At 65.2% G+C, this 26,222-nt stretch carries 23 protein-coding genes; 6 read left to right on the top strand and 17 right to left on the bottom strand.

Annotation, left to right across the window (positions count from 1 at the left end):
* Nucleotides 1-64 precede the first annotated feature (64 nt).
* Entirely contained in the window at nt 65-649 is a 585-nt protein-coding gene (locus ACVI1L_RS29245; protein ID WP_253609351.1) for a DUF3617 family protein, read from the bottom strand.
* Between the two features lie 329 nt (nt 650-978).
* On the opposite strand from ACVI1L_RS29245, the gene ACVI1L_RS29240 reads away from it, so the two are divergent.
* The gene (locus ACVI1L_RS29240) at nt 979-1,353 is read left to right on the top strand and encodes a hypothetical protein (RefSeq protein WP_016845748.1); all 375 of its coding nucleotides are present in this window, start codon (nt 979-981) and stop codon (nt 1,351-1,353) included.
* Between the two features lie 62 nt (nt 1,354-1,415).
* Here ACVI1L_RS29240 and ACVI1L_RS29235 read toward each other — a convergent pair whose 3' ends face one another.
* The 5 genes from ACVI1L_RS29235 to ACVI1L_RS29215 form a co-directional block, all read right to left on the bottom strand.
* Complete coding sequence (locus ACVI1L_RS29235) at nt 1,416-1,679, bottom strand: hypothetical protein (protein ID WP_018270873.1); 264 nt, start codon at nt 1,677-1,679, stop codon at nt 1,416-1,418.
* 97 nt (nt 1,680-1,776) lie between these two features.
* A complete protein-coding gene (locus ACVI1L_RS29230; RefSeq protein ID WP_456784471.1) occupies nt 1,777-2,547 on the bottom strand; it encodes an SDR family NAD(P)-dependent oxidoreductase in 771 nt (256 codons plus the stop codon).
* A 53-nt stretch (nt 2,548-2,600) separates the two neighbouring features.
* Nucleotides 2,601-3,398 carry an SDR family oxidoreductase gene (locus tag ACVI1L_RS29225; protein ID WP_168858924.1) on the bottom strand — a complete coding sequence of 266 codons (798 nt, stop codon included), beginning with the start codon at nt 3,396-3,398 and terminating at the stop codon, nt 2,601-2,603.
* Nucleotides 3,398-4,786 (bottom strand): transaminase, encoded by a 1,389-nt coding sequence (locus tag ACVI1L_RS29220; protein WP_456784470.1) that lies wholly within the window; start codon nt 4,784-4,786, stop codon nt 3,398-3,400. Before ACVI1L_RS29220 ends, ACVI1L_RS29225 begins: the two co-directional genes overlap by 1 nt.
* A complete protein-coding gene (locus ACVI1L_RS29215) occupies nt 4,783-6,267 on the bottom strand; it encodes an aldehyde dehydrogenase (RefSeq protein WP_456784469.1) in 1,485 nt (494 codons plus the stop codon). Before ACVI1L_RS29215 ends, ACVI1L_RS29220 begins: the two co-directional genes overlap by 4 nt.
* 217 nt (nt 6,268-6,484) lie before the next feature.
* Here ACVI1L_RS29215 and ACVI1L_RS29210 point away from each other — a divergent pair, with 217 nt between their 5' ends.
* The 3 genes from ACVI1L_RS29210 to ACVI1L_RS29200 all read left to right on the top strand — a co-directional run bounded on the left by ACVI1L_RS29210 (nt 6,485) and on the right by ACVI1L_RS29200 (nt 9,881).
* Nucleotides 6,485-7,747 carry a Tm-1-like ATP-binding domain-containing protein gene (locus ACVI1L_RS29210; protein WP_253587265.1) on the top strand — a complete coding sequence of 421 codons (1,263 nt, stop codon included), beginning with the start codon at nt 6,485-6,487 and terminating at the stop codon, nt 7,745-7,747.
* Nucleotides 7,744-8,409, top strand: coding sequence for an HAD family hydrolase (locus ACVI1L_RS29205; RefSeq protein ID WP_456784468.1), 666 nt, complete (start codon nt 7,744-7,746; stop codon nt 8,407-8,409). The genes ACVI1L_RS29210 and ACVI1L_RS29205 overlap by 4 nt, the downstream gene beginning before the upstream one ends.
* A 119-nt stretch (nt 8,410-8,528) precedes the next feature.
* On the top strand, nt 8,529-9,881 hold the full coding sequence (locus ACVI1L_RS29200) for an aminotransferase class III-fold pyridoxal phosphate-dependent enzyme (RefSeq protein ID WP_456784467.1): 1,353 nt from the start codon (nt 8,529-8,531) through the stop codon (nt 9,879-9,881).
* On the opposite strand, the gene ACVI1L_RS29195 is transcribed toward ACVI1L_RS29200, so the two are convergent.
* From ACVI1L_RS29195 to ACVI1L_RS29150, 10 genes are all read right to left on the bottom strand, one after another.
* Nucleotides 9,867-10,184, bottom strand: a complete 318-nt coding sequence (locus ACVI1L_RS29195; RefSeq protein WP_141339924.1) for a hypothetical protein — start codon at nt 10,182-10,184, stop codon at nt 9,867-9,869. The genes ACVI1L_RS29200 and ACVI1L_RS29195 overlap by 15 nt on opposite strands.
* Nucleotides 10,181-12,193, bottom strand: a complete 2,013-nt coding sequence (locus tag ACVI1L_RS29190) for a copper amine oxidase (protein WP_456784466.1) — start codon at nt 12,191-12,193, stop codon at nt 10,181-10,183. The genes ACVI1L_RS29195 and ACVI1L_RS29190 overlap by 4 nt, the downstream gene beginning before the upstream one ends.
* A 68-nt stretch (nt 12,194-12,261) precedes the next feature.
* Complete coding sequence (locus ACVI1L_RS29185) at nt 12,262-13,281, bottom strand: branched-chain amino acid ABC transporter permease (RefSeq protein ID WP_456784465.1); 1,020 nt, start codon at nt 13,279-13,281, stop codon at nt 12,262-12,264.
* Between the two features lie 5 nt (nt 13,282-13,286).
* A complete protein-coding gene (locus ACVI1L_RS29180) occupies nt 13,287-14,153 on the bottom strand; it encodes a branched-chain amino acid ABC transporter permease (protein ID WP_057017060.1) in 867 nt (288 codons plus the stop codon).
* A 16-nt stretch (nt 14,154-14,169) separates the two neighbouring features.
* Nucleotides 14,170-14,868 carry an ABC transporter ATP-binding protein gene (locus ACVI1L_RS29175; protein ID WP_076826162.1) on the bottom strand — a complete coding sequence of 233 codons (699 nt, stop codon included), beginning with the start codon at nt 14,866-14,868 and terminating at the stop codon, nt 14,170-14,172.
* Nucleotides 14,855-15,586 carry an ABC transporter ATP-binding protein gene (locus tag ACVI1L_RS29170; protein ID WP_057017058.1) on the bottom strand — a complete coding sequence of 244 codons (732 nt, stop codon included), beginning with the start codon at nt 15,584-15,586 and terminating at the stop codon, nt 14,855-14,857. The genes ACVI1L_RS29175 and ACVI1L_RS29170 overlap by 14 nt, the downstream gene beginning before the upstream one ends.
* Before the next feature lies 1 nt (nt 15,587).
* Entirely contained in the window at nt 15,588-16,901 is a 1,314-nt protein-coding gene (locus ACVI1L_RS29165) for an ABC transporter substrate-binding protein (RefSeq protein ID WP_456784464.1), read from the bottom strand.
* 42 nt (nt 16,902-16,943) lie between these two features.
* Nucleotides 16,944-18,032, bottom strand: a complete 1,089-nt coding sequence (locus ACVI1L_RS29160) for a CobW family GTP-binding protein (RefSeq protein ID WP_456784463.1) — start codon at nt 18,030-18,032, stop codon at nt 16,944-16,946.
* Complete coding sequence (locus tag ACVI1L_RS29155) at nt 18,032-19,699, bottom strand: amidohydrolase (RefSeq protein ID WP_456784462.1); 1,668 nt, start codon at nt 19,697-19,699, stop codon at nt 18,032-18,034. The genes ACVI1L_RS29160 and ACVI1L_RS29155 overlap by 1 nt, the downstream gene beginning before the upstream one ends.
* 330 nt (nt 19,700-20,029) lie before the next feature.
* Nucleotides 20,030-21,607, bottom strand: a complete 1,578-nt coding sequence (locus tag ACVI1L_RS29150) for a gamma-glutamyltransferase family protein (protein ID WP_141339917.1) — start codon at nt 21,605-21,607, stop codon at nt 20,030-20,032.
* A 496-nt stretch (nt 21,608-22,103) separates the two neighbouring features.
* On the opposite strand from ACVI1L_RS29150, the gene ACVI1L_RS29145 reads away from it, so the two are divergent.
* Both ACVI1L_RS29145 and ACVI1L_RS29140 read left to right on the top strand, forming a co-directional pair.
* Nucleotides 22,104-23,030, top strand: a complete 927-nt coding sequence (locus ACVI1L_RS29145) for a D-alanyl-D-alanine carboxypeptidase family protein (RefSeq protein ID WP_456784461.1) — start codon at nt 22,104-22,106, stop codon at nt 23,028-23,030.
* A 1,098-nt stretch (nt 23,031-24,128) separates the two neighbouring features.
* On the top strand, nt 24,129-25,439 hold the full coding sequence (locus ACVI1L_RS29140; protein WP_456785623.1) for an IS4 family transposase: 1,311 nt from the start codon (nt 24,129-24,131) through the stop codon (nt 25,437-25,439).
* A gap of 98 nt (nt 25,440-25,537) precedes the next feature.
* On the opposite strand, the gene ACVI1L_RS29135 is transcribed toward ACVI1L_RS29140, so the two are convergent.
* Nucleotides 25,538-26,212 (bottom strand): helix-turn-helix transcriptional regulator, encoded by a 675-nt coding sequence (locus ACVI1L_RS29135; RefSeq protein WP_028345120.1) that lies wholly within the window; start codon nt 26,210-26,212, stop codon nt 25,538-25,540.
* Nucleotides 26,213-26,222 lie beyond the last annotated feature (10 nt).

The following is a 26,222-nucleotide window of genomic DNA, read 5'->3' as shown; positions in this document are numbered from 1 at the left end:
CAGCGTCTGCGTCGTCGGGGACAAATGGACGCCTCGTCCGCCGCCACTGCCGTTTGATTGCCAGCTAGTGCTGCAAAGCCGCCGCAGCGGACTTGTCAGTCTTGGCCTCAGACTTGGCCTCAATCTTGGCCGCGCTACCGTCGTCGCAGTCGCCGATCCTTGTCGCGACGACCGTGTCGGTCCGGGGATGCTCTCCGGTGCTGATCTCGTTCAGCTCGGTATAGGCCTCGTCGCTGCGCACGGTGATGACGGTGCTGACCGTCCCCATGTAATCGCAGCGGTGTCCGAAGGTGTATTGATTACCGACCTTCTCCGGCTTGTCCGAGACGCAGCTTCCGATCGATCCCGAGGCAAAGGTCGCCTTCATGGCGTGGGTCGGGTCGACGCAGCGCGTCGTCTCCGCGTTGACCACCCGATACTTGAAGTTCTTGTTGGCCGTCCTGACCACATCGAGCGTTCGCACGAAGCGCCACAGACCTTTGCGGAAGCTCGGGCCAGAAAAGGCTTGATCGCCCTGAGCCGGCTGCGCCGCCGCTGCCCGGCCGTTCGCCGGTTGAGGAGCCTGAGTCTGTGCATGAGCTGCCAGCGCAGGCAATGAGACAATCATCAGGGTCAGTAGCGAACGTGCAATGCCACCACGGAAGTCCATTCCCACCCCCGATGTCCGTCCGAATGCGTTCGTGATGCGATCCGGTCAGCGCATTGAAGCAATCTCCGGAACACGACTCAATACATCACACCACTTGCAGGGCGAATTGTGGCCAGTAAAGGCGCATTAACGCTACCGGGCAGCTTGCAGCCGAATTCAGACTTACTGCAGCAAACTTGCAACACCTGACACGCCATTCGCGATGGCGCCGGCCGATCTCCCCCGCACCGCATTGGGCAGAGAGGTTTGACCTCAGAGGTTTTTTTTGCTCATTTAGCGCGAGATATTTTCTTCAATTACTTAGCCTATCGCTGGACGAGGGGGCACTGATGCGTATTCGGTTTGGCTACACGGTCGCAGGCATTTTGGCGTTGGGTGCAACGTTGTTCGGCAACTCCGGGCCGGCGGCGGCAGCGGACCTTGGCCTGGTCACAAAAGCACCGGTCGGCACCTGCACCGAGATCGTCTTCACCTGCGAGAACGGCCATCAATATCCGCTGTGCCCGCGCGCTGTGTCGGTCGAGGGCGAAGTGGTCACGGCCTCCCTGCTCACCGGCCGTGGCGGCATCCATGTGCGGCACGTTCCGATGGGCGTCGGCTATCGCTATGCGGGCCGCGGCGTCTGGCTGGACGGCTTCCGGGAAAACGCGCTGCTCAACTTCGGCAAGCGCCACCAGGTGGCGTGCACCATCGCGCATTCATGAGTGCGCGCTCTGCGTCGCTGCAACGGGCGCGACGCAGAGCACCTCAAGCAGCCGAACTCTCCTCACCCCTTGGTGCGGAGCACGGCGCGCGACGAGCGCGAGAACATATACGCCTTCGGATTGACGTAGACCGGGCAGTAGTCCTGCCACTGGTACAGCTGCCAATTCCATTTCCAGCAGCCCGATACGATCTGGGGCTCTTGCACGTAGTCCAGCCGGTACGGCGGATCGCCAAACGGATAGTAGTCGCCGCATCGCGCCGCCGTCGAAGACAGAACGACGATTGAAGCGGCCGCGGCAATGATCACGGAAAATGACTTGTTCATAACGCCCCTCGATCGAATGACGTGACCGCACGAGAGTGCCAAATCCGCCGGTCGTTATCAAGGTGCCGGCCGCCTGCCCGAGACGCCAACCGGCCGCCTACACCGCGCGATTCTGCGTCGGCGCGCGGCCGCCGCCGTCGGCGACCAGCACCGCGCCGGTCACGAAGGACGCCTCGTCGGAGGCCAGAAACAGGCAGCACGCGGCGATCTCGGCGGACTCGGCCATCCGTCCCAGGGCAATGCGTCGTTCGACGCCGCGAATCTCGGCATTGACCGTGGTGCCGTTCTGGTCCGCGAGCAGCTGCATTTCATGGGCGCTCATCGGCGTGCGCACCCAGCCCGGCGCCACCGCATTGGCGCGGATGCCGTCGGCGCCGTGCGCATAGGCCAGCGAGCGCGTATAGGCGACGACGGCCGCCTTGCTGGCGGCGTAGCTTGCGCTGTCCGGGCTGGCATTGAACGCGGCAACCGAGGCGACGTTCACGATCGCGCCGCCGCGCTGCCGGAGCAGCGGCAGCGATGCCCGGCAGACCCGCATGGTCCCCGTGAGGTTGACATCGAGCGTCCTGACCCAGACCTCGTCGGAGACGCTGGCGGGCTGATCCGGCACGATCAGACCTGCGGCGTTGACCACGATGTCGAGCCACGCCCCGCAGGCGGCGACGGCGTTGGCGATGTCGTCCGGACGCGTGACGTCGCCATGGACCGCCTGCCCTCCGCACTCCGCCGCGGCGGTCTGGAGCTCTGCCTCACCGAGCCCGAACAGCACGACGCGCGCGCCGCTCAACGCCAGCAGCGCCGCCGTCGCCCGGCCGATCCCCGTGGCTGCGCCGGTCACCAGCGCCGTCTTTCCGTCGAGCCGCGGCATCAGAGCATGATCCGGAAAAGTGGAAACCGATTTTCCGAGAAGATCATGCTCATCTAGACTCCCCACTGCCGCTCGACGGCGAATCCGGTCTCCGGCAGCGTCGAGCCGCCGTCGACGACGATGGTCTGCCCGGTGACGTATTTGGCCTCGGTGGAGGCGAGATAGAGCATCGCGCAGGCGATGTCGTCGGCGCTACCCATGTGCCCCATCGGAATGAAGCGCTCGAGCTTCGCCTTGTTCTCCGGCGCGCTCATGGTGCCGCGGCCCGGCTTTTCGATGAAGCCGGCCTCGACGCCGTTGACCGTGATGCCGTCGCGCGCGAGCTCAAAGGCGGCGCCGCGGATGAATGCGTTGACGCCGGCCTTCGCCGCCGAGTAATGCGCGCCGCCGCCCATCGCGACGCGCGCGGAGACCGAGGATGTCACGAGGATGCGCCCGAACCTGACGGCACGCATGTGCGGAATTGCGGCCTGCGCGAGCCAGATGCTGGCGTTGAGGTTAAGCGCCAGCGTGTCCTCAAGTTTGGCTTCGTCAAGCTCTTCAAGCGATGACCACGGACAGCCGCCGGCATTGTGCACGACGATATCGAGCCGGCCATATTGAGCAGCGACGCGATCGACCATCGCGCGCAAGCTACTGCGGTCCAGCCGGTCGAACGGGACGCAATAGGCCGCCCGTCCATCGGCCGTCAATTCGCGCGCCAACGCCTCGGCCACATCAAGCGTCCGGTTGGCGATCACCACGGTCGCGCCGGCCTCCGCGAGCCGTCTCACGATGGCGGCGCCGATCCCCCTGCCCCCGCCGGTGACGATGGCGATGCGGCCGTCAAGATTGAACGGAGGCACCTGCATCAGATCGCTCCTGCGCCGCGCAGCAAGTCGATGAACCGCGCCAACACCGCCGTGTGTGTGTCGACGTCGCGCGCGGACGTCGCCGGACACATCAGCAGCATGGTGTGGAACGGGGTCACCAGAATGCCCTCGTTGATGTAGAACGCATGCAGCAGGGTCTCGAGATCGGGTTGCCGGCCGGCAATGACGTCGGCGCCGCTGCATGGCGGCTGCGGCATGAACATGATCTCGGCGCGCGCGCCGATCTGCGTGACGTGCCAGGGCAGACCGGCCGCCGCGATCAGCCGGCGCGCTTCCTGCGCAAGCCAGGTCGCGGTTCCGATCATCCGCTCGTAATTCGCAGAGGTCAGCACCTTCTCCAGCACCGCGCGCATGGTCGCGACCGTCAGCGCGTTGCCGGCAAGCGTGCCGCCGAATCCAAGATGCGCCGACTGCCGCTCGCGCGGATTGACGTGGGGAACGAGTTTCCAGAGCCGCTCGGCGATCTCCTGGCTGAGACCGAATACGCCGGCAGGGATGCCGCCCGCGATCGCCTTGCCCGCGACGAAGATGTCGGGCTCGAGTCCATGGCTCTTCGTGTAGCCACCCGGCCCGCAGGACAGCGTGTGGGTCTCGTCGATAATGAGGACGGTGCCGGCGCGGCGCGTCAGCTCCCGCAACGCTTGGTGAAAACCAGGATCGACCGGGATCATGCCGAAATTTGTCATCAGCGGCTCGGTCAGCACGCAGGCGACGTCGCCATGGGCAAGTGCCGCCTCGAGGCCCGCGACATCGTTGAATTCGACGACCCTGCTCACCGCATCATGATCGATGCCGTTGGGATGGATCATGTTGCGCAGGCCGACCCGGCCGTCGCGGATCTCGACATGCGCCTCCTCCACGCCGCCATGATAGCAGCCGGAGAACACCAGCACCTTGCGCCGGCCGGTGATCATGCGCGAGATACGGATCGCCGCGCGGTTGGCGTCGGTCGCCGACGTCGTCAGCGTCCAGTATTTCGGACCGAAGCGGCGCGACAGTTCGGCACCGACCCAGATACTGTCTTCCGTCGGCAGCATCATGGTCGCGCCACGCTTGAGCTGAGCGAGCGCCGCCTCGGTCACCGCCTCGGGCGCGTGCCCACACATGCCGCCGGTGTCGCCAAGGCAGAAATCGATGTAGTCGCGTCCGTCGATATCCCTGATATGCGCGCCCTGCGCCTCCTCGGCATAGACAGGGAAGCCGCCGGCCCAGCGCCGCATCCAGTGCGACGGGCCGCCATAAAGATAATGCTGCCTTCCCTCCTGCCAGGCCGCGGCCGAGCGCGGGTGCAGCGCGCGAAAGCGCTCCTGCTCGGCATCGAGCAATCGGTTCAGAACGCCGGCGCGTTCGGCAGCCAAAGATGTCATAGCGCGATCCAGGCGGTCTTGAGGTCGGTATAGGCGTCGAGGGCGTGCAGCGACTTGTCGCGTCCGAAGCCGGATTGCTTGAAGCCGCCGAGCGGCACCGTGATGTCGGCGCCGCCATAGGCGTTGACGTGCACGACGCCGGCCTTGATGGCGCGCACCATACGATGCGCCGTCGACAGACTTGCGGTCCACACCGCCGACGCAAGTCCATAGGGGGTCGCATTGGCGAGCGCTGTGGCATCTTCCTCGCCCTCGAACCGCGTCACTGCCAGCACCGGGCCGAACACCTCATCGCGCCAGACCTGCATCGACGGCGTCACGTCGGTGAGGATCGCGGGCGCCATGAAATTGCCGCCGCTCTCGACGCGGATCTGCTCGCCGCCGATCAGCCGCGTCGCGCCCTGCGCTTCCGCGCCGGCAACGGCATCCAGGTTCTTGCGCAACTGCGGCTTGCTCGCGATGGCGCCGATATCCGAGGTCAGTTCGAGGGGATCGCCGACGCGGAGCTTCGCGGTGGCGTCGCGCAGTTCGGCCATGAAGCGATCATAGATCGAGGATTGCACCAAGAGCCGCGATCCGGCCACGCAGACCTGGCCGGAGTTTCGGAAGATCCCGCTCGCAGACACCTTGGCCGCATGCTTGATGTCGGGCACATCGGCGAACACGATGTTGGGCGACTTGCCGCCAAGCTCGGGATGGACGCGTTTCAGGTTGGATCGCGCCGAGCATTCCAGGAGACGCCGGCCCACCGCACCCGAGCCGGTGAAGGCAAGCACATCGACATCCATGTGCAGCGCGAGCGCTTCGCCGGCCGTTGCGCCGCGGCCGGTGACGACGTTGAGCACGCCGTCCGGCAACCCCGCCTCGGTCGCGAGTTCGGCAAGCCGCAACAGCGTCAGCGACGCCAGCTCCGGCGGCTTGACCACGACCGAATTTCCGGCGGCGAGCGCCGGGCCGATCTTCCACGCTCCGATCATCAGCGGGAAATTCCACGGCACGATCACGCCGACGACACCAAGCGGCTCGCGATGCACGAGCCCGAGCACATCGCCTGAGGTCGGCGCGATCTCGCCATAGACCTTGTCGATCGCCTCGGCGTAGTACCGGATGGTGCCGGCGGCCGAGAGCGGCTCGGCCTTGTAGGCCATGCTGATCTCGGTGCCGTTGTCGCGCACGCCGAGCACCGCAATCTCGAGCGCGTGCCGCTCGATGAGATCGGCGAACCGCAGCAACACCTTCTTGCGCTGCGCCGGCGCCGCACGCGACCAGCTGCCCTGCTCGAAGGCCTGCCGCGCATGTCTGACCGCGGCGTCGACATCGGCCACGTCGCCGTCAGCTATGCTGGTCAATACCTTGCCGTCGATCGGCGACACGACATCAAGCCGCGCCTCGCTGATCGCCGGCGCCGGCCGGCCGCCGATGAAGAGCTGCTGAGCCGGAATGACGGCCACGCGTAGTCGATCGATCTGGGCTTGCTGCATGCGAGACAATTATGACGATGACGAAGGCGGCTTCCGAGCGAGACCGCTGGCACCGCGCAATCCTCGCCAAATCAAGGCTTTGGCAGCAATCAACCGATAGGTGGATGTCACGGCAAGGCGCGCCCCCATAGCGTGATCGCACGATGGCCGAGCGCTCCGCCTGCGTTATCCAAACCGGTTGTCACCATCCCTTACGCCTGCCGGCGAGCCGAAGGTCATGCCTGAGATGACGCAGCCCCGCATTCTCCTGATCGGAACGGGAGACACCAAGGCCGACGAACTGCTGTTCATGAGCGAGTGCATCGCGCGCGCCGGTGGCCGAACCGTCATGATGGACATCAGCGTGCTCGGCGATCCGCCGTACCAGGCGGCACATGACAAGCACGCGGTGGCGGCCGCCGCACAGACCACGATCGAGGCGATCGCATCGAGCGGCGACGAGAATTCCGCGATGTCACTGATGGCGGTCGGCGCCGCCAATCTGGCGCGCGCGCTCGCGGAGCGCGATGCCATCGACGGCGTGATCGCGATCGGCGGCACGATGGGCACCGACCTTGCGCTCGACGTCGCGCAGGCGCTGCCGCTCGGCCTGCCGAAGCTGATCGTCTCAACCGTCGCCTTCTCGCATCTGATCCCGCCCGAGCGCGTCGCCGCCGATCTGATGATGATCCTATGGGCCGGCGGTCTCTACGGCCTCAACGGCACCTGCACCGCCGTGCTGTCGCAAGCCTGCGGCGCGATCGTCGGCGCCGCCAGAAGCGCAATCAGGCCGCGCAAAGACCGGCCGGTCGTTGCGATCACCTCGCTCGGCAAGAGCTGCCTACGCTATATGGTCGAGCTCAAGCCGCAGCTCGAGCGGCGCGGCTACGAGGTGGTCGTCTTCCACACCACCGGCATGGGCGGCCGCGCGATGGAATCGATCGCCGCGCAAGGCGGCTTTGCCGCGGTGCTGGACCTCAGCCTGCAGGAGGTCGCCAACCAGCTCACCGGCTCGGTGGTCAATTCCGGCGCTGACAGGCTTGAGAATGCAGGCAGAGCCGGCATTCCACAGATCGTCGCGCCGGGGGCGATCGACATGGTCGACTTCCCGGCATGGCTTGGGGTTCCGAGCGAGCTGTCGGATCGTCCATTCCACGCGCATAACCGGCTGCTTGCGTCGGCAACGTCGGGATCCACCGATCGCCAACGGATCGCCCGCGCGATTGCCGGGAAACTGTCCCAGGCCAACGCTCCCGTTGCCTTCGTGCTGCCCGCCGGCGGCATCCAGCAATGGGATCGCGAAGGCGAAGCGTTGCACGATCCTGACGCTCTCGCCGCCTTCGTCGACGCCATGCGATCGGCGATCAAGGCGCCGGTCGAGCTGCACGAGATCACCGATCACATCAACAGCGCCGCATTCAACGAAACGGTGCTCGGCGTCTTCGACCGATGGGTCGCTGCCGGCATTGTCCCTCGCGGCCGCACCACGGTTGCCGCATGAGGAGGCCGCTTGCCCAGGCGCTGGTGCTCGACTTCGGCGGGGTAATCTCGAAGACATTGTTCGAGACCCACGACCTGACCGAGCGCACGCTCGGACTCGCCCCCTGCACACTGAAATGGCTCGGACCGTTCGCGCCCGACAGCGATCCGCTCTGGACGAGCATGCAGCTCGGCGAGATTTCGGAACGCGACTACTGGCTGACCCGCAGCCGCGAGGTCGGGCGCTTGGTCGGCGAGGACTGGCGCGACATGGAGACCTTCGTGAAACGCGCGCGCGGCGCCGATCCCGACACCGTGATCCGCCCTGAGGCAGCGCGCGCGATCACCCTCGCCGCCGATGCCGGGTTCCGGCTCGCCATCCTCTCGAACGAGCTCGACCTGTTCTACGGCACCGATTTCTGCAGCCGCCTCTCCATCCTCAAGCGCTTCGATACCATCGTCGATGCCACGCATACCGGCATCCTGAAGCCCGACCCCCGCGCCTATCAAAGCGTGCTGGACGAACTGGCGCTGGAGGCAGACAATTGCGTCTTCGTCGACGACCAGCGCCGCAACATCGCAGGCGCCGCCGCATGCAACATGCGCACGGTGCTGTTCGATGTGCGCAATCCTGCCGCGTCCTACAGCGAGGCGCTGCGGCATTTCGGGCTGCAGTTCGACTAAAGCGCTTTCGAGCGAAGCGGGTACCGGTTCGCGTGAAGAAAACGCGTCAAGACCAGAATCTGGAGCTCGGTCCCGATTCCATCGGAACGAAAAAGGCTCCAACCGGACAGGGAACGATCATGCGCGACAGAAACTTCCTGGTTGAGAACAACGCCAAGCCGATCTGGCACCCGATGGCTCATCCCGCCGAGATGCGGGCGCAGCCGCCGCGGATCGTGATGAAGGGCGAAGGCGTCGAAGTCACCGATATCGACGGCAAGACCGTGATCGATGCGGTCGGTGGATTGTGGAATGTCAATCTCGGCTACAGCTGCGATCCGATCAAGCAGGCGATCGCGGACCAGCTCAGCGCGCTGCCGTATTATTCGGGCTTCCGCGGCACCTCATCCGGCCCCTCGATCGAGCTCGCCTACGAGCTCACCGAATGGTTCAAGCCGGAAGGCATGGTGCGCGCTTTCTTCACCTCGGGCGGATCGGACTCGGTCGAGACCGCGCTACGGCTCGCGCGGCAATACTGGAAGATCAAGGGCCAGGCCGACCGCACCAAGTTCCTGGCGCTGAAGAAGGGCTACCACGGCACCCATTTCGGCGGCGCCTCCGTCAACGGCAACGCCAATTTCCGCCGCAACTACGAGCCGATGCTGCCCGGCGTGTTCCATATCCCCGCGCCGTCGACCTATCGCAATCCCTTCAACGAGACCGATCCCGCAAAACTCGCGCAGCTGTGCGCGGCGACGATGGAAGAGGAGATCGCGTTCCAGGGCGCCGACACCATCGCGGCCGTCATCATGGAGCCGGTGCTCGGGGCCGGCGGCGTGATCGTGCCGCCGGACAGCTTCATGAAGCTGGCCCGTGAGATCTGCAACCGTCACGGCATCCTGATGATCGCGGACGAGGTCGTCACCGGTTTCGGGCGCACCGGCGCATGGTCGGGTTCGCGGCTCTGGGGCGTGAAACCCGACATGATGACGATGGCCAAGGCGATCACCTCGGGCTATTTCCCACTCGGCGCGACGCTGATCGGCGAGCAGGTTGCGGAAGCTTTCGAGGCCGACACGACCACGTTCGGCTCGATCGGCCACGGCTACACCTATTCCGGCCATCCGGTCGGCTGCGCCGCGGGCCTTGCGGCGCTCGCCGAGACCCGCCGCCTCAAGCTGGACGAGAATGCCGCCGCACGCGGCGAGGACCTTGCGCGGGCACTTGCCGCGCTCAAGGCGAAGCACACGCTGGTCGGCGACGTCAGAGGCAAGGGTTTGATGGCCGCACTCGAGCTGGTCGCCGATCGCGACAGCAAGAAGGCCGCCGACAAGAAGACGATGGCGAAGGTCGCCGATGCGGCCTACGAGGCCGGGGTGATGCTGCGCGTCTCCGGCAACAACCTGATCCTGTCCCCGCCCCTGATCCTGACGTCGGCCGACGTTCGGCGGATCGCCGAAGGAATCGACGCCGGCCTCTCAGCGGCCGGTTGACAGCACGCTGACGCAAGCCATGGCGCGCTCGAACAGCGCGCCATCCGCCTTGTCGCGGTCGAGGCAATCGGCCAGCGACGCGGCCGACATACTCTGGTCGGTGCAGAAGATGCGCATGAAATCGGCCGCCAGCGCGACCTTGCGCGGCGCGGATTGGCGCTCCCAGTCGCGGCTGCTCAGATAGAGCAAGGACGCATCGTCAATGCTGATTTCAGCCGCTGCGCCAGCAGCGGCCGGCCCTGTCGCGAGCAAAGCCAGCAGCGCGCCGGCCACCGCTCCGATGCAACGCGCGCGGCCGCTCATTTCGTCTCCCTGGCATTCACCATCGGCGGCACGTCGAGCGCGGGATTGCGATCGAAGAAGTTGAACGGACGCAGCCGGAAGCCATGCCACAGGCCGGGCATAACCGGCCAATCCTCGGCGCGCGGCACGTGGCGGAAGCCGACCGTGTACCACAGCACGAGGTCGCGGTCCTCGATCGGCCGCTTCGCCGCCGTCCATTTCGGCAGGCCGTCGACCTCGGGGTTTCCGTTCGGATACATGCCCGCGGCGTAGCGCTCGTCCTTGGCGTAGGCCGAGGTCCATAGCGTGTAGGCGCTGAAACCCGCGCGCAGCTGGATCGGATCGTCCTTGGCGAGCAGCGAGACGTCGGAGTGACCGGGCATCAGCTGATAGCTCGTGCGATAGCCGCGGCTGTTGGTCTTGCCTGTGCTCTCGATCCTGAACTGTGCCGCGTTCAGCGGCATGGTGATCGGCCCTTCGGTCGCAACCGGCCTGGTGTCGACCTGCCAGAGGCTCTTGCGCTGACCCTGCTCCAGCCGGCGGACATTGAAGCGATCCTCGACCAGCCGGTTCGAGGTGCCGTCGACGTCCATGTCGATCCGGAACGTCATGTAGTGATCGTGATTGACCGCGAGCAGCCGTTCGTCGACCAGCGTCCCAAAGGCGGTATCTTGCGCCGCCGTCGGGTCGCTCAGTGTCTTGCTCGCGACGCCCTTGGTCGCATCGATGCCGTAGGCGCCGAGCCGCACATCGATATTGCCGGCACGGTCGAACACGTAGTCCACCAGATAGTCGTAATTGCCGACCACCGGCGCCATCCGCACCACCAGCTCGTTGTTCGGCCGCACCTCGGCGGTGTTGTTGATCAGCTCGCTGTGGCGCCAGATCGGATCGCCGGTCGGGCGCTCGAAGATGCAGACCGCGCCCTTGGAAACGACCGGCGCACCCTTGGTATCCGAGATCGTCAGGTCGAGATAATGCGCGCCTTCGGGACAATCCGCGCCGCGCTGCAATTCGCTGGAGAGCACGCCAAAGCCATACTCACCGATGTCCATATAGGCGCGGAACGACCAGGTCGGCGCCGGATCCATATAGGGCACGAACATCTCGCTCGCCGAAATCTGGTAGGCGATGTCGCGAAGCGTGCCGTGGTCGTCGTAGCGGATCAGCGACAGCACGGCGCCGACACGCGGCTCGAGACGGACATGGAACGACCAGTTGTCCCAGTGGACCTGGCCGCCCTCCACCTTCACGTTGCTGCCTTCAGGCGCGGTGATTTCGATCGGCTTCGGTGGCTTGCGATATGTTCCGGAGTCGGCATAGGCGTGCGAGGGCGTCTGCGGCGGTGGCGGCACCACGCCGAGATCGGTCACCGACAGCACCGTTTTGCTCTTGAGATCGACCTGAGCGAACAGGTTCTCGATCGGCTTGCCCCAGAGATTGTTGGCGGCGCCCGTGGTGTCGACACAGGGAACGTTGAGCAGGCGGCGGCCTTTCAGGACCGGGTCGCTCACCGGACCGACCGTCAGCGGCAGACACATGACGTTGCGGAAATCGGTGATGCCGCGCTTGGCCATCGCGGCGATCCAGCGCGGGTCCTGCTTCGGCAGGTCGCCGGCGGAGATCAGCTCATCGATGGTCAGCGCAGCCTCGTGATCCCTGACTTCCTGCCAGCCGAGCAGGCTGCGCGCGGCGAGATCGACATGGGCCTCGTAGAGATGCGCGCCGCTCAGCAGCGTCGCGCTGGCCCGGCGCGTGAAGGGCTGTCCGGGCTTCCACGCCCGCACCTCGTCCTTGGGATCCTCCTCGACCGACATCGAGACGACCCGCGCCGAATCGTCGAGCTTGCCGGCGCCGCGCAGGATATCGGAGACCGAGCGGATTTCGTCGGTGGTGAGCCCGTCCATCGGGTGCGTTGCGGCCGCTTGCGGCCATATCCGCCGCTCGGCCTGCGCCGGCAGCGGCGCCGCCAATGTCGCGACCATCAGACCGGCCACTGCCCACACGCCATGCCGGGATATCAGAGCCATTCCGCCCTCCACTCAAAGCCAGAACTGTCAGAATACAAGCAACGGTGGCGACGTGAAGGCCCGCTTCTTCATCCGGTAACCTGTTCCGACGCCGCCGGCAGGATCGCGGCGGCGGCCGGGCGTGGCGCGGCGCGGTGTACATCGAGCAGCCGCACGCCGAAGCGATCGCGCAAGGCCGGCCAGAGGCCGCGCGGCGCCACGATCATCACCACGACGGCGATGATGCCGAGCCCGACCAGATACCAGCCGCCGGACAGGTCGAGTGGGCCGGTCATCAGCTCGCGCAGGCCGAAGAAGATGATGACGCCGAGGATAGGGCCTTCCAGGGTTCCGATACCGCCGATGATCACGATGAACATCATGTAGACGGACCAGTTGACGTCGAAGGCCGCCAGCGGCGCGATGAACAGATTGCCCATGAAGCTGAGCGCGCCGGCTAGCCCGCATCCCGCCGCAGAGAGCACGAAGGCGACGAAACGATTGTGCCGGACGTCGACGCCGACGCTCATCGCGGCAAGATCATTGTCGCGCACGCTCATCAGCCCGAGCCCGAAGCTCGACGTCATCATCCTGTACAGCGCAGCGATGGTGACGAGCGTCAGGCCGCCGGCGAGCCAGAACATCGTCGGCTCGAACCAGTCGAAATCGATCAGCTTGCTGGTCGCGAGCGGCACGCCCGACGTGCCGCCGACGGCCTGCGACTTCATCGTAAACGCGCCGATGATCTCGGCGAACACCCACATCGCGATCGAGAAATAGGCGTCGCGAAGCCGAAACAGCGGAAAGGCGATGATCGCTGCAACGGCGCCCGCCACCAGCGGCGCGACCGGCAGCACCCAGATCGGCGTAACCTCGAGCCAGCCCGAGGTCAGGAACAGCGCATAAGCGCCGAAGGCGATGAAGACCTGGTGGCCAAGCGAGACCAGCCCGGCATAACCCGCCAGCAGGTTCCACATCTGCGCCATCGTCAGCAAGAGTAGGCACTCAGTCGCGAGCCGCAGGAATCCCTCGTTCAGCACGAAGGGCGCGCCGGCAATCACCGCGACGAGCACGATGGCAGAGGCCGCAAGAATGGTACGTGTCGGCATCGGCATCACACCCTGCTCGACACGAGACCCGACGGGCGGATCAGCAGCATGATGAAGAACAGGAGGTGCGCATAGAGCAGCCCGGCATTCGGATCGATTTTCAGCCCGATCAATTGCGCCATGCCGAGCGCGATGCCGCCGAGCAGCGCGCCCCAGAACGAGCCGAGCCCGCCGAGCACCACGACCTCGAACGCGATCAGAAGCCGCTCGGCGCCCGAGAACGGCGTGAAGCTCGAACGCACCGCCAGCAGCACGCCGCCGATCGCGCCGAGCGCGAGCGACAGGCCCATGACATAGTTATAGACCCGGTCCGGCTTGACGCCGGACAGCCGGACGATATCGCGGCGGTCGGCGGTGGCGCGCACGATCCGGCCGAACTCGGTATGACGCAACACGAGCTGCAGCGCCATGAACAGCAGCGCGGCCAGCACCAGTGTCAGCAGCGGCATGATGCCGATATTGAGGCCCGCGATCTCGAGGCTGGCGCGCGAGAGCTCGCCGACCTGGAGGCTGCGCACGTCGGCGCCGAACACCTCGACCATCACGTTGCGCAGAATGACAGAAACGCCGAAGGTCAGCAGCAGCGGCGATAGCGGATCGGGCGAGGTCACCACCCGGTTGACGATGGCGGCCTGGTAGAGCCATCCGACCGCAAAGGACAGCGCGATCACTGGGATCAGCATCAAGAGGGGCGAGACCTGCGGAAACAGGTTGGCCAGCAGCACGGCGCAGAACGCGCTCAGCACCATGAACTCGCCATGGGCGATATTGACGACGCGCATCACGCCGAACACCAGCGCGAGCCCGATGCCGAGCAGCCCATAGAGCCCGCCGAGCAGAGCCCCGTTGATCAATGTCTCAACCCAGATCATGTCGTGCCAATCCTGGCTAGTTACCGAAATAGGCGTGCGTTAGCTGCTCCGGCTGCAACCCTTGCGCCGGGCCGGTCAGCGACACCCGCCCCTTCAACAGGCAATAGATCCGCTCCGAGGTCGCGAGCGCACGCTTGACGTCCTGCTCGACCAGCACGACCGCGGTGCCCTCGCGGCGGATGTCGGCAAAGGAGCGGTAGATCTGCTCGACCACGACCGGCGCGAGCCCGAGCGAGATCTCGTCGCACAGCAGGAGCCGCGGGTTCGACATCAGCGCGCGGCCGATCGCCGCCATTTGCTGCTGGCCGCCGGAGAGCTGGCCGGGAAACATCCGCCGCCGCTCCTCGAGGATCGGGAACAGGTCGAACACCCGCCGCAAGGTCCAGCTGCCTTTGCGCCGGTTGACGCTGCCCATCAAGAGGTTCTCCTCGATCGTCAGCGAGTCGAACAGCAGGCGGCCCTCGGGCACCATGATGAGGCCGAGCCGCGACACATCTTCGGCCGGCATCTGCGAGATATCGATGCCGTCGAACTGCACGGCCCCGCGCCGCTCCTCGTTGAGACCGACCAGCGCCTTCAGGAACGTCGACTTGCCGGCGCCGTTGGCGCCGACCAGCGCCACCGCCTCGCCGTCCGCGACGGTGAAGTTCATGTCGAACACGGCTTGCAGGTCGCCGTAGAAGATTTGCAGGCCGTTCACATTAAGCAACGCCATCGGCCTTCAATCCCATGTAGATCTCGCGCACCACGGCGCTGTCCATGACCTCGGCCGGCGGTCCCTCCAGCACCTTGCGGCCGAAGTCGAGCACCAGGATGCGATCCGACACCGCGCGCAGCGCGTGCGGAATGTGCTCGATCCAGATCGTGGCATGGTCGGCCTTCACCGACTGGATGATGGCAACGAGGCGCTCGACCTCGGGCTCCGTGAGACCGGCCGCGATCTCGTCGAGCAGGATCAGTTTCGGCTTCGAGGCCAGCGCCTTGGCGAATTCCAGCCGCTTGCGGTCGATCAGCGGCAATGCGCCGGCGAGCTTGTCCGCCTTGGCGTCGAGCCCGGTGCGCTGCAGCACCTCCATGGTCCAGCTCGATGCCGCCTCGCCGGTGAGGCCGGCGCCGTAGGATGCCGCGACCAGCGCGTTCTCATAGACCGACAGATGCGGGAACGGCTGCGGAATCTGGAACGCTCGCCCGAGCCCCATCCGCGCCCGGCGGTGCGGGGGCAGGCCTGATATCTCCCTGTCGTCGAGCATGATCGAGCCGCCGTCGGCGGTGAGCAGGCCGACGATCAGGTTGAGCAGCGAGCTCTTGCCGGCGCCGTTCGGGCCGATCACGCCGAGGCACTCGCCGCGCGCCAGCGCGAAGCTGACATTGTCGGCGACCACGATCTCGCCAAAGCGCTTCGACAGCCCGCTGACGCGCAGAAGCCGTGCCATCTCAGGCCAGCTTGGAGAGCAGCTGGAGATCGGCCTGCTTCGGGATGAACGGTGCCGTTCCGTTGTGCACGATCAGGAGCTCGTATTTCGACTTGCCGCCCTTGGCCTTGCGCCATTGCCCGCCCGACAGCGAGGTCACCGCGACGTTCTTGATCGGGCTGTCCTTGAACTTGACCCGGCCGACCACGGTCTCCATGTCGAGGCCGGCGATCGCATCGCGCAATGAGTTCTTGTCCTTGGGATCGCTGTTCTGCAACGCCGCGAGCCCGACCTCCCACAGCGCATGGGCGTAGCCGATCGGCTGGGTCCACTGCTTGCCTGTCGTCTTCTCCCACTCCGCGGCGAGTTCGCCAGCGCTCTGCCCGGTCAGCGAGGACTTGAACGGATAGGCCGGCGTCCACCACACCTCGGTCGACATGCCGTCGCCGCGATCGCCGAGCGCATTAACCGCGGCCGGGAACAGGAAGGCCGCCGCCACCGTGCAGATCTGCGGCTTGAAACCGGCCTGCGCCGCCTGATTCCACAGCGTCACCCAGTGATTGCTGAAGGTGAAGCCGGAGACGATGTCGACGCCGTTGTTCTTGAACAGCGCGATCTGGTTGGTGAAGTCGTCGGTCGCGATCTGGAATTTGCCGGCCGAGAATTCCTGATAGCCGGCCGCCGAGATGCCCGCCGGCAGGCCGAGCTTCGGATCGGAGAACGCCTGGCCCGGCGGGTTGTCGATGTAAAGCGTGCCGACCTTCTTGTTGGTGTCGACCGACTGCCACATACCCAAGAAATTTTTGGCGACGTCGTCGGCGCCCCAGAAGAAATGGTAGCTGTACGGAAACCCCTTGTCCGGCGTCGACTTGCGCGGGAACATCCAGCCCTGCCACGGCACCATGGTCGAGATGGTGGGAATGCCGCGGGCGTCGGCGAGTTCCTGCACCGGCGGCTGGGCGTCGCCGTCCTCGATCAGGATCAGGTCGCACTTCTCACGCAGCACCAGCTCGCTCGCGATCACCGACGAGCGGTTCGGATCGGATTGATTGTCCTTGAACACCAGCTCGACCTGATAGGTCTTGCCGCCGATCTTCAGACCATCCTTCAGCCGCGCCTTGATGCGCTCATGGATCCAGGGATCGGGCTCGGCGAACTGCGCGCGGACGCCGGAGAGGCAGCCGACCCAGCCGATCTTGATGGTGTTGCCGGTGGCCCGCGCGACATTGACCAGCGGCACGTTCATCGCCGATGCGAGGCCGGTGGCACCGGCCGCTTTCAAGAGCGTGCGCCGATTGAGCCGACCGGATGCCGTATTGTTCTTTGTCTCAGTCATGTCCCTCTCCCTCCACAACCAATGAAAATGCCTGAACGCGGCTCACGCAGCCGATCGCTGGATCGCCGCACGGCTCACCGCGGCGAATTTGCACAAGGTGTTTTCGATGATCTGGCGCGGGATGCCGCGCACGATGAAGACGAGCCGCGAGCGCCGGTCCGCCGACGGCCAGCCGGCAAGCGCGATCGGCGGATGGAACACGTGCTGCACGCCATGCACCACCATGGGCGCATCGGGCTGCTCGGCGACATGCACGATCGCCTTGAAGCGCAGCAGGTCCTCGCCTCTAAGCGCCGCGACATAATCGAGCCAGCGCGCGAACGCCTCCCGCTGGATCGGCTCGTCGATGATCAGGCTGTAGGACGATACGCCGGTGTCGTGCGCGTGGTGACTGTGGTGGCTGCACGCCTCGCCGTCGCAATGGTGATCCCCGTGATGGTGCGGCGTGTTCGCCGCCTGCCCTGCCAGATCGAACCAGCGCACCACATCAGCGGAGCGCGCCGCCGGATCGAACAGCCCGGCATCGAGGACTTTTGCCGGATCGACGATCCCGTTCCGCACGTGTGAGCGCGTTGCGACCGGATTGATCGCCGCAAGCTGCGCATCGAGCCGCGCCAGTGCATCATCGGCGGCAAGGTCGGTCTTGGTCACGAGCAGCCGGTCGGCGACGGCGATCTGCCTGACGGCTTCGCTGTGCGCCGCAAGAGTGTGCGTACCATTAACCGCATCGACGGTCGCGACCACGCCGTCGATCCGGTAGCGGCCGACGATATCGGACGCCGTCATCAGCGTGTGCAGCACGGGCACGGGATCGGCGAGCCCGGTGGTCTCGACCAGCACCCGGTGGAATGGCGGGATCGTGCCGTCAGCGCGGCGCGATGCGAGGTCGGCCAGCGTCTCGATCAGGTCCTCGCGCACCGAGCAGCAGATGCAGCCATTGTCGAGCAGCGCCAGGCGGTCCTCGCTGCTCTCGACCAAAAGGTGGTCCAACGCCACCTCGCCGAACTCGTTGATGATGGCGACGACGCCATTGAGCTCTGGCTGGCGCAGCAAATGGTTCAGCACCGTGGTCTTGCCGCTGCCGAGGAAACCGGTCAGCACCGTGACCGCGATCTGATCCACCGTTGCCATCACGCGCCCCGCTCGTAGACCTTGCGGCCCTCGAAGAAGGTCATCTCGACCCGCGTATCGGCCAATTGATCCGGCGGGATGTCGAAGATCATCTGGTCGAGCACGATCAAATCGGCCGATTTGCCGACCTCGATCGAGCCGATCGACTGGCCGAGCCCGGCCGCGCGCGCGGCGTCGATTGTGTAGATGTCGATCACGGTTTTGAGGTCGAGCGCCTGCTCCGCCCACAGCGACTTGCCGGGAAAATCTCCGGTCGGATTCTGCCGCGTCACCATGCCCTCGATGCCCTGCCAGGGATCGGGGATCGGGATCACCGGCCAGTCCGAGCCGCCGGCCATCAGTGCGCCGGCTTCCTTCAAATCCCTGTTCGGCCAGAAGCGCTGCGCGCGCTCCTCGCCCATCGCGGCCTTGTGCGCCTCGAGGAAGATGGTCGGATACCAGATGATCGGCGACAGGTCGGCGGCGACGCCGAGCTCGGCGAAGCGCTTGACATCGTCGGGCGCGATATAGCTCGCATGCGCGATCTGATGGATCAGATGGGTCGGGCCGTTGAAGCTGCGCACGACATCGATGGCGTCGAGCGCCTGCGTCACCGCGGCGTCGCCCGCGCAATGGATCTTCGCGGCAAGGCCGAGCTTCTCGCAGCGCCCGAGCCAACGGATCAGGTCCGGCACGGTCAGCATGGTGGAGCCGCGGAAGCAGCAGCCGCGCACCGGGTCGGCCACATACGGCTCGTGGAAGGCCGCGGTCTTGGCGCCCGGCACGCCGTCGAGGAACACCTTGACATAATCGGGCTTCACATGCGCACCGCGGTAATCCTCGCGCAGCGCGAACAGCTCCTCGCCAGCCTTGCCGAACATGAAGCCCGGCTCGACCACCGGCATCGCGCACACCGCCCAGGCGGTCAGCTCGCCGCGGTCGTCGAGCCCCTTCAGCGCCGCCATGATCGGCTGCATGCTGGCAGCGTCGATGAAGGCGGTGACGCCATAGGCGTTCAGCACCGAGATCGAGCGCGCCACCGCCGCGCGGTCCATCTCGGCCGTGTAGTGGCCGGAGGCCGCGAGCGCCCGCTCGACCAGGCCGGAGGCGGCCTCGATCATGATGCCGGTCAGCGTTCCGGTCTTGAGGTCGCGGCCGATTTCGCCGTCGGTCGGATCAGCCGTGTCGGCCGCAACGCCGGCCAGCCGCAGCGCCGCCGAGCTCGCCCAGCGATTATGATAGGTGTCGTCGCGCAATACGACGGGATGCCCGAGGCAGGCAGCGTCCAGCAGCGCGCAGGACTCCGCGGTGTTCATCTCGTTCAGGAGATTATTGCCGAACTGCCCGCCGACGATCCAGGCGCCCGGCGCAGCCGCTGACGCGGCCTTGTGCAGGGTTTCGGCGATCCTTGGAATGCTGTCGGCGTTGGAGAAGCGCAGCTCGTAAAGATCGGCCTGTCCACCCATCATGATGTGATTGTGGATGTCGACGATCCCCGGCATCGCCATGCGGCCGCCGAGATCGACGGTCGCCGTTTCCTCGCCGATGAGCGCCGCGACGTCGCGTTCCTCGCCCACGGCGATGAACCGGCCGGCCTTGACGGCTGCGCAGCTTGCCCAGGGCTGCCCGCGGTTCGACGTGTAGATCCGGCCGTTGCGGAAGACCGTGTCGGCGAATGTCCTGTTCATACAGATCAAACTTCTCGATTGGGAAAGCCTGGAGCGATCAGCCTCTCACCGTGCGGTTCACAAGGCTGAACCGCGCACGACGCCGGCATGATGGCCAAACGTTCGGCATGTCGGCATTTGGAACAATCCACCGTCCGGTGGATGCTCCGCCGCTTCCCCGCGAGCGCAGGGCTATTGCGTATTGCCTGCCTCCGCAGGGGCGCACTGCCAAAACATCGAAAACAACCCCATGCACAGTAGCCGGCGGCGTGCCGGCACTCGACATGGCGACTTGACATGTCGGGCAAATCAGCGTTACTATTCTATTATTCCGAAACCGCGCGACGCGCCTCAGAACCCTAGCGCCAGTCCGTCCTTGCGGTGGTCCGAAGCGCCGAACAGGACGCCGCGGGCGTGGTCGATGCGGATCACCTGACAGCCGCCGATCGGCTCCTCGGAGAAGCGGGCATCGTGGCCGCGGGCGCGAAGGTCGTCGCGTATCCCGAGAGAAATGGTCGTCTCCAGCGACAGCGCGCCGTCGAAGGCAAAGGAGCGCGGCGCCTCGGCCGCGGCCTGGATGTTCATCTTCATGTCGAAGATGTTCGACAGCAGATTGGCGTGGCCCGCGGCCTGGTAGTGCCCGCCCATCACGCCGAACGACATCACGGTCTTGCCGTCCTTGCGCAGAAGGCCCGGAATGATCGTATGCATCGGCCGCTTGCGCGGCCCGAGCGAATTGGGATGTCCCGGTTTGGCGCGAAAGCTCCAGCCGCGGTTGTGCAGCAGGATGCCCGATTTCGGCGCGTAGATGCCGCTGCCGAACGGATAGAACAGCGAGTTGATCAGCGAGACGGCGTTGAGATCGCGGTCGACCACCGTGACATAGACGGTGTCGCGATGCTCGATATCGTCCCAGGTCGCGGGCGCGGATGCGCGGCGCATGTCGATTTTTCCACGGATTCTCTCGATATAGTCGTCGGCAAGGAATGCGGCCGGATCGACCTTGCTGGTGGCGGGATCGCAAAAGAAGGCGTCGCGCGCGCGGTAGGCCGCCTTGGTGGCTTCAGCCAGCAGATGGATGCGATCGGCCTCTCCGAGCTTGCCGACATCGAAGCCTGCAAGCGTCCGCAGGATCATCAGTGCGGCCAGGCCCTGCCCGTTCGGCGGGCACTCGACCACGTCGTGGTCGTGGTAGCGCGCCGAGATCGGGTGCACATAGTCGGAGGCTTGGGCGGCGAAATCGTCGGTGCTGTGGGCGCCGCCCAGGGCACGCAAGATAGCCACCATCTCGTCGGCAGCCTCGCCCGTGTAGAACGCGTTGCGTCCGTGCTGCGCGATCCGGCGAAGGGTGCGGCCGAGCGCGGGTTGCGTACGGATGTCGCCGACCTCAGGCGCCTTGCCGCCGGGCAGGAACTGCGCCGCCGCATTGCCGTCGATCTCGATCCGGGCCCGGAAGCGGCGCCAGTCCTCCGCGACGCGGGGCGTCACGCAAAAGCCCCGCTCGGCAGCCGCGATCGCCGGTCGGAAGATCTCCTCCAGCGACCTGCTGCCATGATCGGCGACCAGCCGGCACCACGCATCGATCGCGCCGGGCACGGTGACGGCCTCGGGCGCGGTCGGCGGAATGTCGCGCGCGCCGCTCGCGGCAAATTTCTCGGCATCGGTTGCGGCAGGCGTGCGGCCCGAGCCGTTCAGCGCGATCGGCTCGCCGGCGTCAGGCGAATACAGCGCGAAGCAGTCGCCGCCGATCCCGGTCATCTGCGGCTCGACGACGCCCTGCACCGCGACCGCCGCCACCGCGGCATCGACGGCATTGCCGCCGGCCTTCAGCATCTCGACCGCGGCCAGCGTCGCCTGCGGGTGCGAGGTCGCGGCCATGCCACGCTCCGCAACCGCCACCGAACGGCCGACGGCCATGAAATCGCGCATGTCGTTTCCTTCAATGTTGTGAGCGGCCGCCGCTCGCCAACATTGTCGAAAACGACACCGGTCCTCGCGGAGGACTCTCGTTTGGCCACCGGGCAGGCAGCAATCCACCCAACGGTGGATCGGTGAATACGGACGAGGGTTGTCACGCCTCTCGGACGCGGCGAATTGATCCGGCGGCAACCGGGCAAAACCTGTCAAACCTGCGCGTGAGGAATTCTTTCGGCCTATCTGAATAGTTGCGTGCTCGGCGGCAATTCTGTGGTGGGTAACTGGTTGCCAAGCCCGGAGCGCGATGGCACGCTGCCACGATCAATTTAGCTCATGTCGATTGCCAATGCCGATGTCATCTCTCAGAGAGCTTCATGGCGCCAGGCGAAGTCGGTTCGGTTGGGGGGCTGGTTGGTTACGCATTGCCTCGTCTCTGGTCTCACTGTCATGCTGCGCCGTCGTTCACGACGTGCGTGCGGCGTCGCCCAATGAGGAGTCGAGCCGACCCGTGACGGCATCCGAACCGTCGGCTCAATCCGATGCCGACGGAGGTGTCTTGCCGGATGCGGACCGAGCGTCGCCCGAGGCTCCGTCGACGACGCCAGGCGAGAAGCAACCTGAGCAGGTATCCACGGCCAACGTTGCCGGCTCGTTCAAGGTCGCCCCGGACAATATTGATACAGTTCTGGTCCTGGACGAATGCTTTGTTGCCGAGGCGTGCATCGACCGGTTCCTTGGCGCGCTCTACACGCGAGCGCCGAAGACCGACTGGATCGTCGTGTACGAACAAAAGGACGTGATCATCAAACGGAAGCGCAAGCTGATCACGGTCACGCGCAGCATCCCGAAGCGGGTCGAAAATGACTTCGGATGGAAGGACCCCAGGGCGGCAGAAAGAGCCCGCATGCCTCTGATGGATTACGTGATCGGAGGGATGGATCGAGCCTTCAAGCAAAAGCTGTTCTATATGCTCCACGCAGCGGAGCAGGCCGGACTGGCACCCGGGATCACAAGCGGATTTCGCGACGACTACCGCCAATCGATTGCAAGCGGGCTGAAGGCCGCAAATGACAAGTCCTATCACGGCGGCAGCTCGCGTGGAGGCTATGGTCACGGGCTCGCCGCAGACGTCGTCAGCATGAATGGCGGGAGCAAGGAGGAGCGTGCAACCGAGACCAAGCGATTATGGAAATGGATCGACGAGCACGAAAAGCAGTTCGGAGTCGGACGTCCATACTTGAATGGAGACCCAGCGCATCTCGCACCGGTCGATGGTCGGGAGTATGCTGCTCATCGTACGGTATCAAGGCACACAAAGCTGGCCGGCAAGCGACATACCCGAATCGCAGCATCTTCCAGACATGGCGTGACGACGCGCGCAAAGTCAAAGGCAGCGTCGAGGGCCGCGACGACGAAACTCAGCTCGCGCCTCTGATTGGCCTACCCCTCCTGCGCTTCGTGCGCTCCGGAGCGCCCCAGCTCAGGGGGTGAGCTGGGGCTGACGGCGGCTTCGGAGGCCGTAGCGGCCAGCCTCCGTCCATGACGTTACGCCTCTCCGCGGACTCTCATCTACCAGGAACCGCGATTGCTGCGCCGCGCTACTACTTCTGCGCTGTGGAGCTTGCTTGCCGCTGAATCTGTTACTCGGGGCTAGTCCAGAATGGCAATTGCCGCGTGCGCTTGTCGATCTATCATGTCCCCAGTCGTGCGGATTGGCCGACATTTTGCCCACACCCGACCATGCACCTCGCGCGATCAGGGATCGCCGCTTCGGCCCACGGAGCGACGGTCCCGCCCAATTCCGGAAACGACAGATCAGTTCGACGGGCAACTCAGCAAATCCTGTCAAACCTTCACGCGAAGAATATTTCGCTTTGTCAGAAGCGCCACTCGATCACCCGCATGCGCATGCGCGGGTGATGACACCGAAGAAGGGTGCGCAGTAGCGGTGCGTTGTCTCGCGCGAGAAGCATCCTCATCGTCGTCCTGGCGAAGGCCGGGACCCATAACCACTGAAGATGATTGTTGTGCGACGCTGGGGCCACGGCTTTCCTCACCAACCCAGTCCTGTGGTTATGGGTCCCGGCCTTCGCCGGGATGACACGTGGAGGGAGCTGTGTGCTGGCATATTCTTCGGTGTCATCGCCCGGCTCGACCTGGCGATTCAGTGTGCCGCGGCCTCTCGATTCAAGCACAGGCATCTCTGGAATACTGGATCCCCCGCATGCGCGCATTCGCGGGTGATGACACCGCGCCGTTTGACATCTTGAATTGCGATTCATCCTCATCGTCGTCCCTGCGAAAGCACTAGCGTGTCTACACGGTTTTGGGGCGCGACAGATTGACTCGGTGCAGCAAGAAGTGGCGTCTCTGCAGCATGTTGTATGATTCTCTCACTGGCGCTTTGATTCGAAGGAGCGCCAGCGATGCAGCCGGATTTGTCTTTGGGTGAGTTCGGGGACGTTCGTCTCGACAAAAGGGGGCGACGCTTCTCCGGGCTATGCTTTGCACGCGCAGCGTCTGCTTGCGCCAGATGGCCCGGGGCGATTGGGCTGCCAATATGGCGTTCTGGCGGTTTGTGAACAACCCCCAAGTCACGATCGATAAATTGATTGAGGGCTGGAGCACGCAGACGCGGACTGCGGTCAGCGGGCGTCATGTGCTGGCGATCCAGGATACGAGCGAGGTCAAGTTCCAGACCCAGGCGGGACGGCGGCGCGGGCTGGGCAAAGTCGGCAAGGGCAATGCTCGCGGCGTGCTGTTGCATGCGATGATGGCGGTGGATGCCGACAGCGGGGTCTGTCTTGGCCTTACTGGCGGCAACGTTTGGACGCGCAAAGGCAAGGTAAAAATCCCGCATGAGCGGCGCGCCTTGGCCGACAAGGAGTCGGCGCGCTGGGTGACGGCCGCCGAGCAAGGCCGCGACGTCCTGGCAGATGCCCGCATGATCACCGTCGTCAACGACCGCGAGGGGGATTTCTTTGCTCACTGGGCGCTGACGCCAGCCGAGAATGTCCATCTTCTGTCGCGTGCCATGCACGACCATGCGCTGGTCGATGGCGACACACTTTATCAGGCGGTCGAGCGGAGCCGCTTCTGCGACAACGCGGTGATCGATCTGCCGCAGCGAATGGATCGGCGCGGCCGGCAGGCCCATCTCTCGATGCGCTTCGGAACCGTCGTGCTCAAGCGGCCGCAGAGGCCCGGCGTCACCGACTTGGCGGAGGGCATCAAACTCAGCTTCGTAGAAGTGGTCGAGTTGCATCCGCCGAGAGGTGCGGAGCCCATTCGCTGGCTGCTCCTGACCACTCATCCGGTCGCCACCGTTAAAGACGCCTGGCAGATCGTCTCCTGGTACCGCCAGCGCTGGATCATTGAGCAACTCTTTCGCTCGCTGAAGAGCCAGGGTTTGCGCATCGAGGATAGTCAGATCGAGAGCGCCGAAGGCCTGATCAAGCTCGTGGCGGTCGCCACCAGAGCGGCATGTATCGTCATTCAACTCGTTCAGGCCCGCAACAGTGGCGAAGAATTGCCGGCTGAATTTGTCTTCACCGCAGAAGAGATCGAGACGCTCAGGGCCATCAACAAAACCATGAAAGGTCGCACCGAGCTTCAGAAAAACCACCATCGCCCCAACACTCTTGCTTGGGCGGCATGGATCATCGCAAAAACTCGGCGGATGGACCGGCTACGCCTCCCACCGTCCACCTGGACCAATCACCTTCCACACCGGAATGGCCCGCTTCCAAATCCTCGCAAATGGCCCGACAAACGTGTAGATGCACTAGTGCGAAAGCAGGGACCCATAACCACCGATGTTTATCGTTTCACGACGCTGGAGTGACGAATCCCGTTCACAACATCCGCCGCGGCGTATGAGTCCCTGCTTTCGCAGGGACGACGTGCCGGAAGAGCCGCGGACTCTAATCGACAGCCCGCGCCTCAATGCGGCCGCGACATCATCGCCACGACAGCGGAGCGGGTCTCGACGCCGAGCTTTTCGAAGATATGGATCAGGTGCGTCTTCACCGTCGCGAGGCCGATGTTCAGACACTCGCCGATCTCGCGGTTGGTTCGGCCGCAGCACAACAGCTCGACGACTTCCATCTCGCGCGAGGTCAGGCCAAAGCGCGCCGGCTCGTCGGCATTCGACGACAGGCGACTGGTCAGGTTGAACTCGAGATAGTCGTGGATCTTCTCCGCAATGTGCATGCTGCCGTCGGGGATCGCGCAGCCCGGCGCCCACAGCACGCTCATTCCGGCGACGATGCGGTCGTTGCGGCGGAAGAAGAACTCGATCATGTCGGCGACGCCGCATTGGCCGGCGAAGGCGCGGTAGGTCGCCGCCTCCTGGGTCGCGCATTGGTCGAGCGCTGTGCTCAGCCGCGCAATCGGCCGGTTGCTCGCCGAGCGCGGATGCAACGGATCGAGCCGGTTCATGCCGGCAAGATACTGGTCGTGGAAACTCGGCGGCACGTTGCTAGAGAGCACGAAGCGGTTAAGGGTCAAATTGCCGTCGACCTCGTAGAACGCGGTCGCCGACCCCTCGAGAATGCCGCGCGCGAACTGAATGGCCTGCGTGGTTGCCGGATCCGGTCGGCCCAGAAGCGCGATCATGACCTACCTC

Source organism: Bradyrhizobium sp. USDA 4516 (assembly GCF_054055915.1).
This window is presented reverse-complemented; position numbering and strand designations above follow the sequence as displayed.

Bases quoted from the DNA above. Each gene is read 5' to 3' on its own strand.
- ACVI1L_RS29240 (WP_016845748.1), top strand. From the start codon at position 979: ATGCGTATTCGGTTTGGCTACACGGTCGCAGGCATTTTGGCGTTGGGT.
- ACVI1L_RS29235 (WP_018270873.1), bottom strand. From the start codon at position 1,679: ATGAACAAGTCATTTTCCGTGATCATTGCCGCGGCCGCTTCAATCGTC.
- ACVI1L_RS29195 (WP_141339924.1), bottom strand. From the start codon at position 10,184: ATGAGCGGCCGCGCGCGTTGCATCGGAGCGGTGGCCGGCGCGCTGCTG.
- ACVI1L_RS29230 (WP_456784471.1), bottom strand. From the start codon at position 2,547: ATGCCGCGGCTCGACGGAAAGACGGCGCTGGTGACCGGCGCAGCCACG.
- ACVI1L_RS29190 (WP_456784466.1), bottom strand. From the start codon at position 12,193: ATGGCTCTGATATCCCGGCATGGCGTGTGGGCAGTGGCCGGTCTGATG.
- ACVI1L_RS29170 (WP_057017058.1), bottom strand. From the start codon at position 15,586: ATGGCACGGCTTCTGCGCGTCAGCGGGCTGTCGAAGCGCTTTGGCGAG.
- ACVI1L_RS29220 (WP_456784470.1), bottom strand. From the start codon at position 4,786: ATGACATCTTTGGCTGCCGAACGCGCCGGCGTTCTGAACCGATTGCTC.
- ACVI1L_RS29215 (WP_456784469.1), bottom strand. From the start codon at position 6,267: ATGCAGCAAGCCCAGATCGATCGACTACGCGTGGCCGTCATTCCGGCT.
- ACVI1L_RS29135 (WP_028345120.1), bottom strand. From the start codon at position 26,212: ATGATCGCGCTTCTGGGCCGACCGGATCCGGCAACCACGCAGGCCATT.
- ACVI1L_RS29175 (WP_076826162.1), bottom strand. From the start codon at position 14,868: ATGGCGTTGCTTAATGTGAACGGCCTGCAAATCTTCTACGGCGACCTG.
- ACVI1L_RS29205 (WP_456784468.1), top strand. From the start codon at position 7,744: ATGAGGAGGCCGCTTGCCCAGGCGCTGGTGCTCGACTTCGGCGGGGTA.
- ACVI1L_RS29200 (WP_456784467.1), top strand. From the start codon at position 8,529: ATGCGCGACAGAAACTTCCTGGTTGAGAACAACGCCAAGCCGATCTGG.
- ACVI1L_RS29185 (WP_456784465.1), bottom strand. From the start codon at position 13,281: ATGCCGACACGTACCATTCTTGCGGCCTCTGCCATCGTGCTCGTCGCG.
- ACVI1L_RS29180 (WP_057017060.1), bottom strand. From the start codon at position 14,153: ATGATCTGGGTTGAGACATTGATCAACGGGGCTCTGCTCGGCGGGCTC.
- ACVI1L_RS29160 (WP_456784463.1), bottom strand. From the start codon at position 18,032: ATGGCAACGGTGGATCAGATCGCGGTCACGGTGCTGACCGGTTTCCTC.
- ACVI1L_RS29140 (WP_456785623.1), top strand. From the start codon at position 24,129: ATGGCCCGGGGCGATTGGGCTGCCAATATGGCGTTCTGGCGGTTTGTG.
- ACVI1L_RS29165 (WP_456784464.1), bottom strand. From the start codon at position 16,901: ATGACTGAGACAAAGAACAATACGGCATCCGGTCGGCTCAATCGGCGC.
- ACVI1L_RS29150 (WP_141339917.1), bottom strand. From the start codon at position 21,607: ATGCGCGATTTCATGGCCGTCGGCCGTTCGGTGGCGGTTGCGGAGCGT.
- ACVI1L_RS29155 (WP_456784462.1), bottom strand. From the start codon at position 19,699: ATGAACAGGACATTCGCCGACACGGTCTTCCGCAACGGCCGGATCTAC.
- ACVI1L_RS29225 (WP_168858924.1), bottom strand. From the start codon at position 3,398: ATGCAGGTGCCTCCGTTCAATCTTGACGGCCGCATCGCCATCGTCACC.
- ACVI1L_RS29245 (WP_253609351.1), bottom strand. From the start codon at position 649: ATGGACTTCCGTGGTGGCATTGCACGTTCGCTACTGACCCTGATGATT.
- ACVI1L_RS29210 (WP_253587265.1), top strand. From the start codon at position 6,485: ATGCCTGAGATGACGCAGCCCCGCATTCTCCTGATCGGAACGGGAGAC.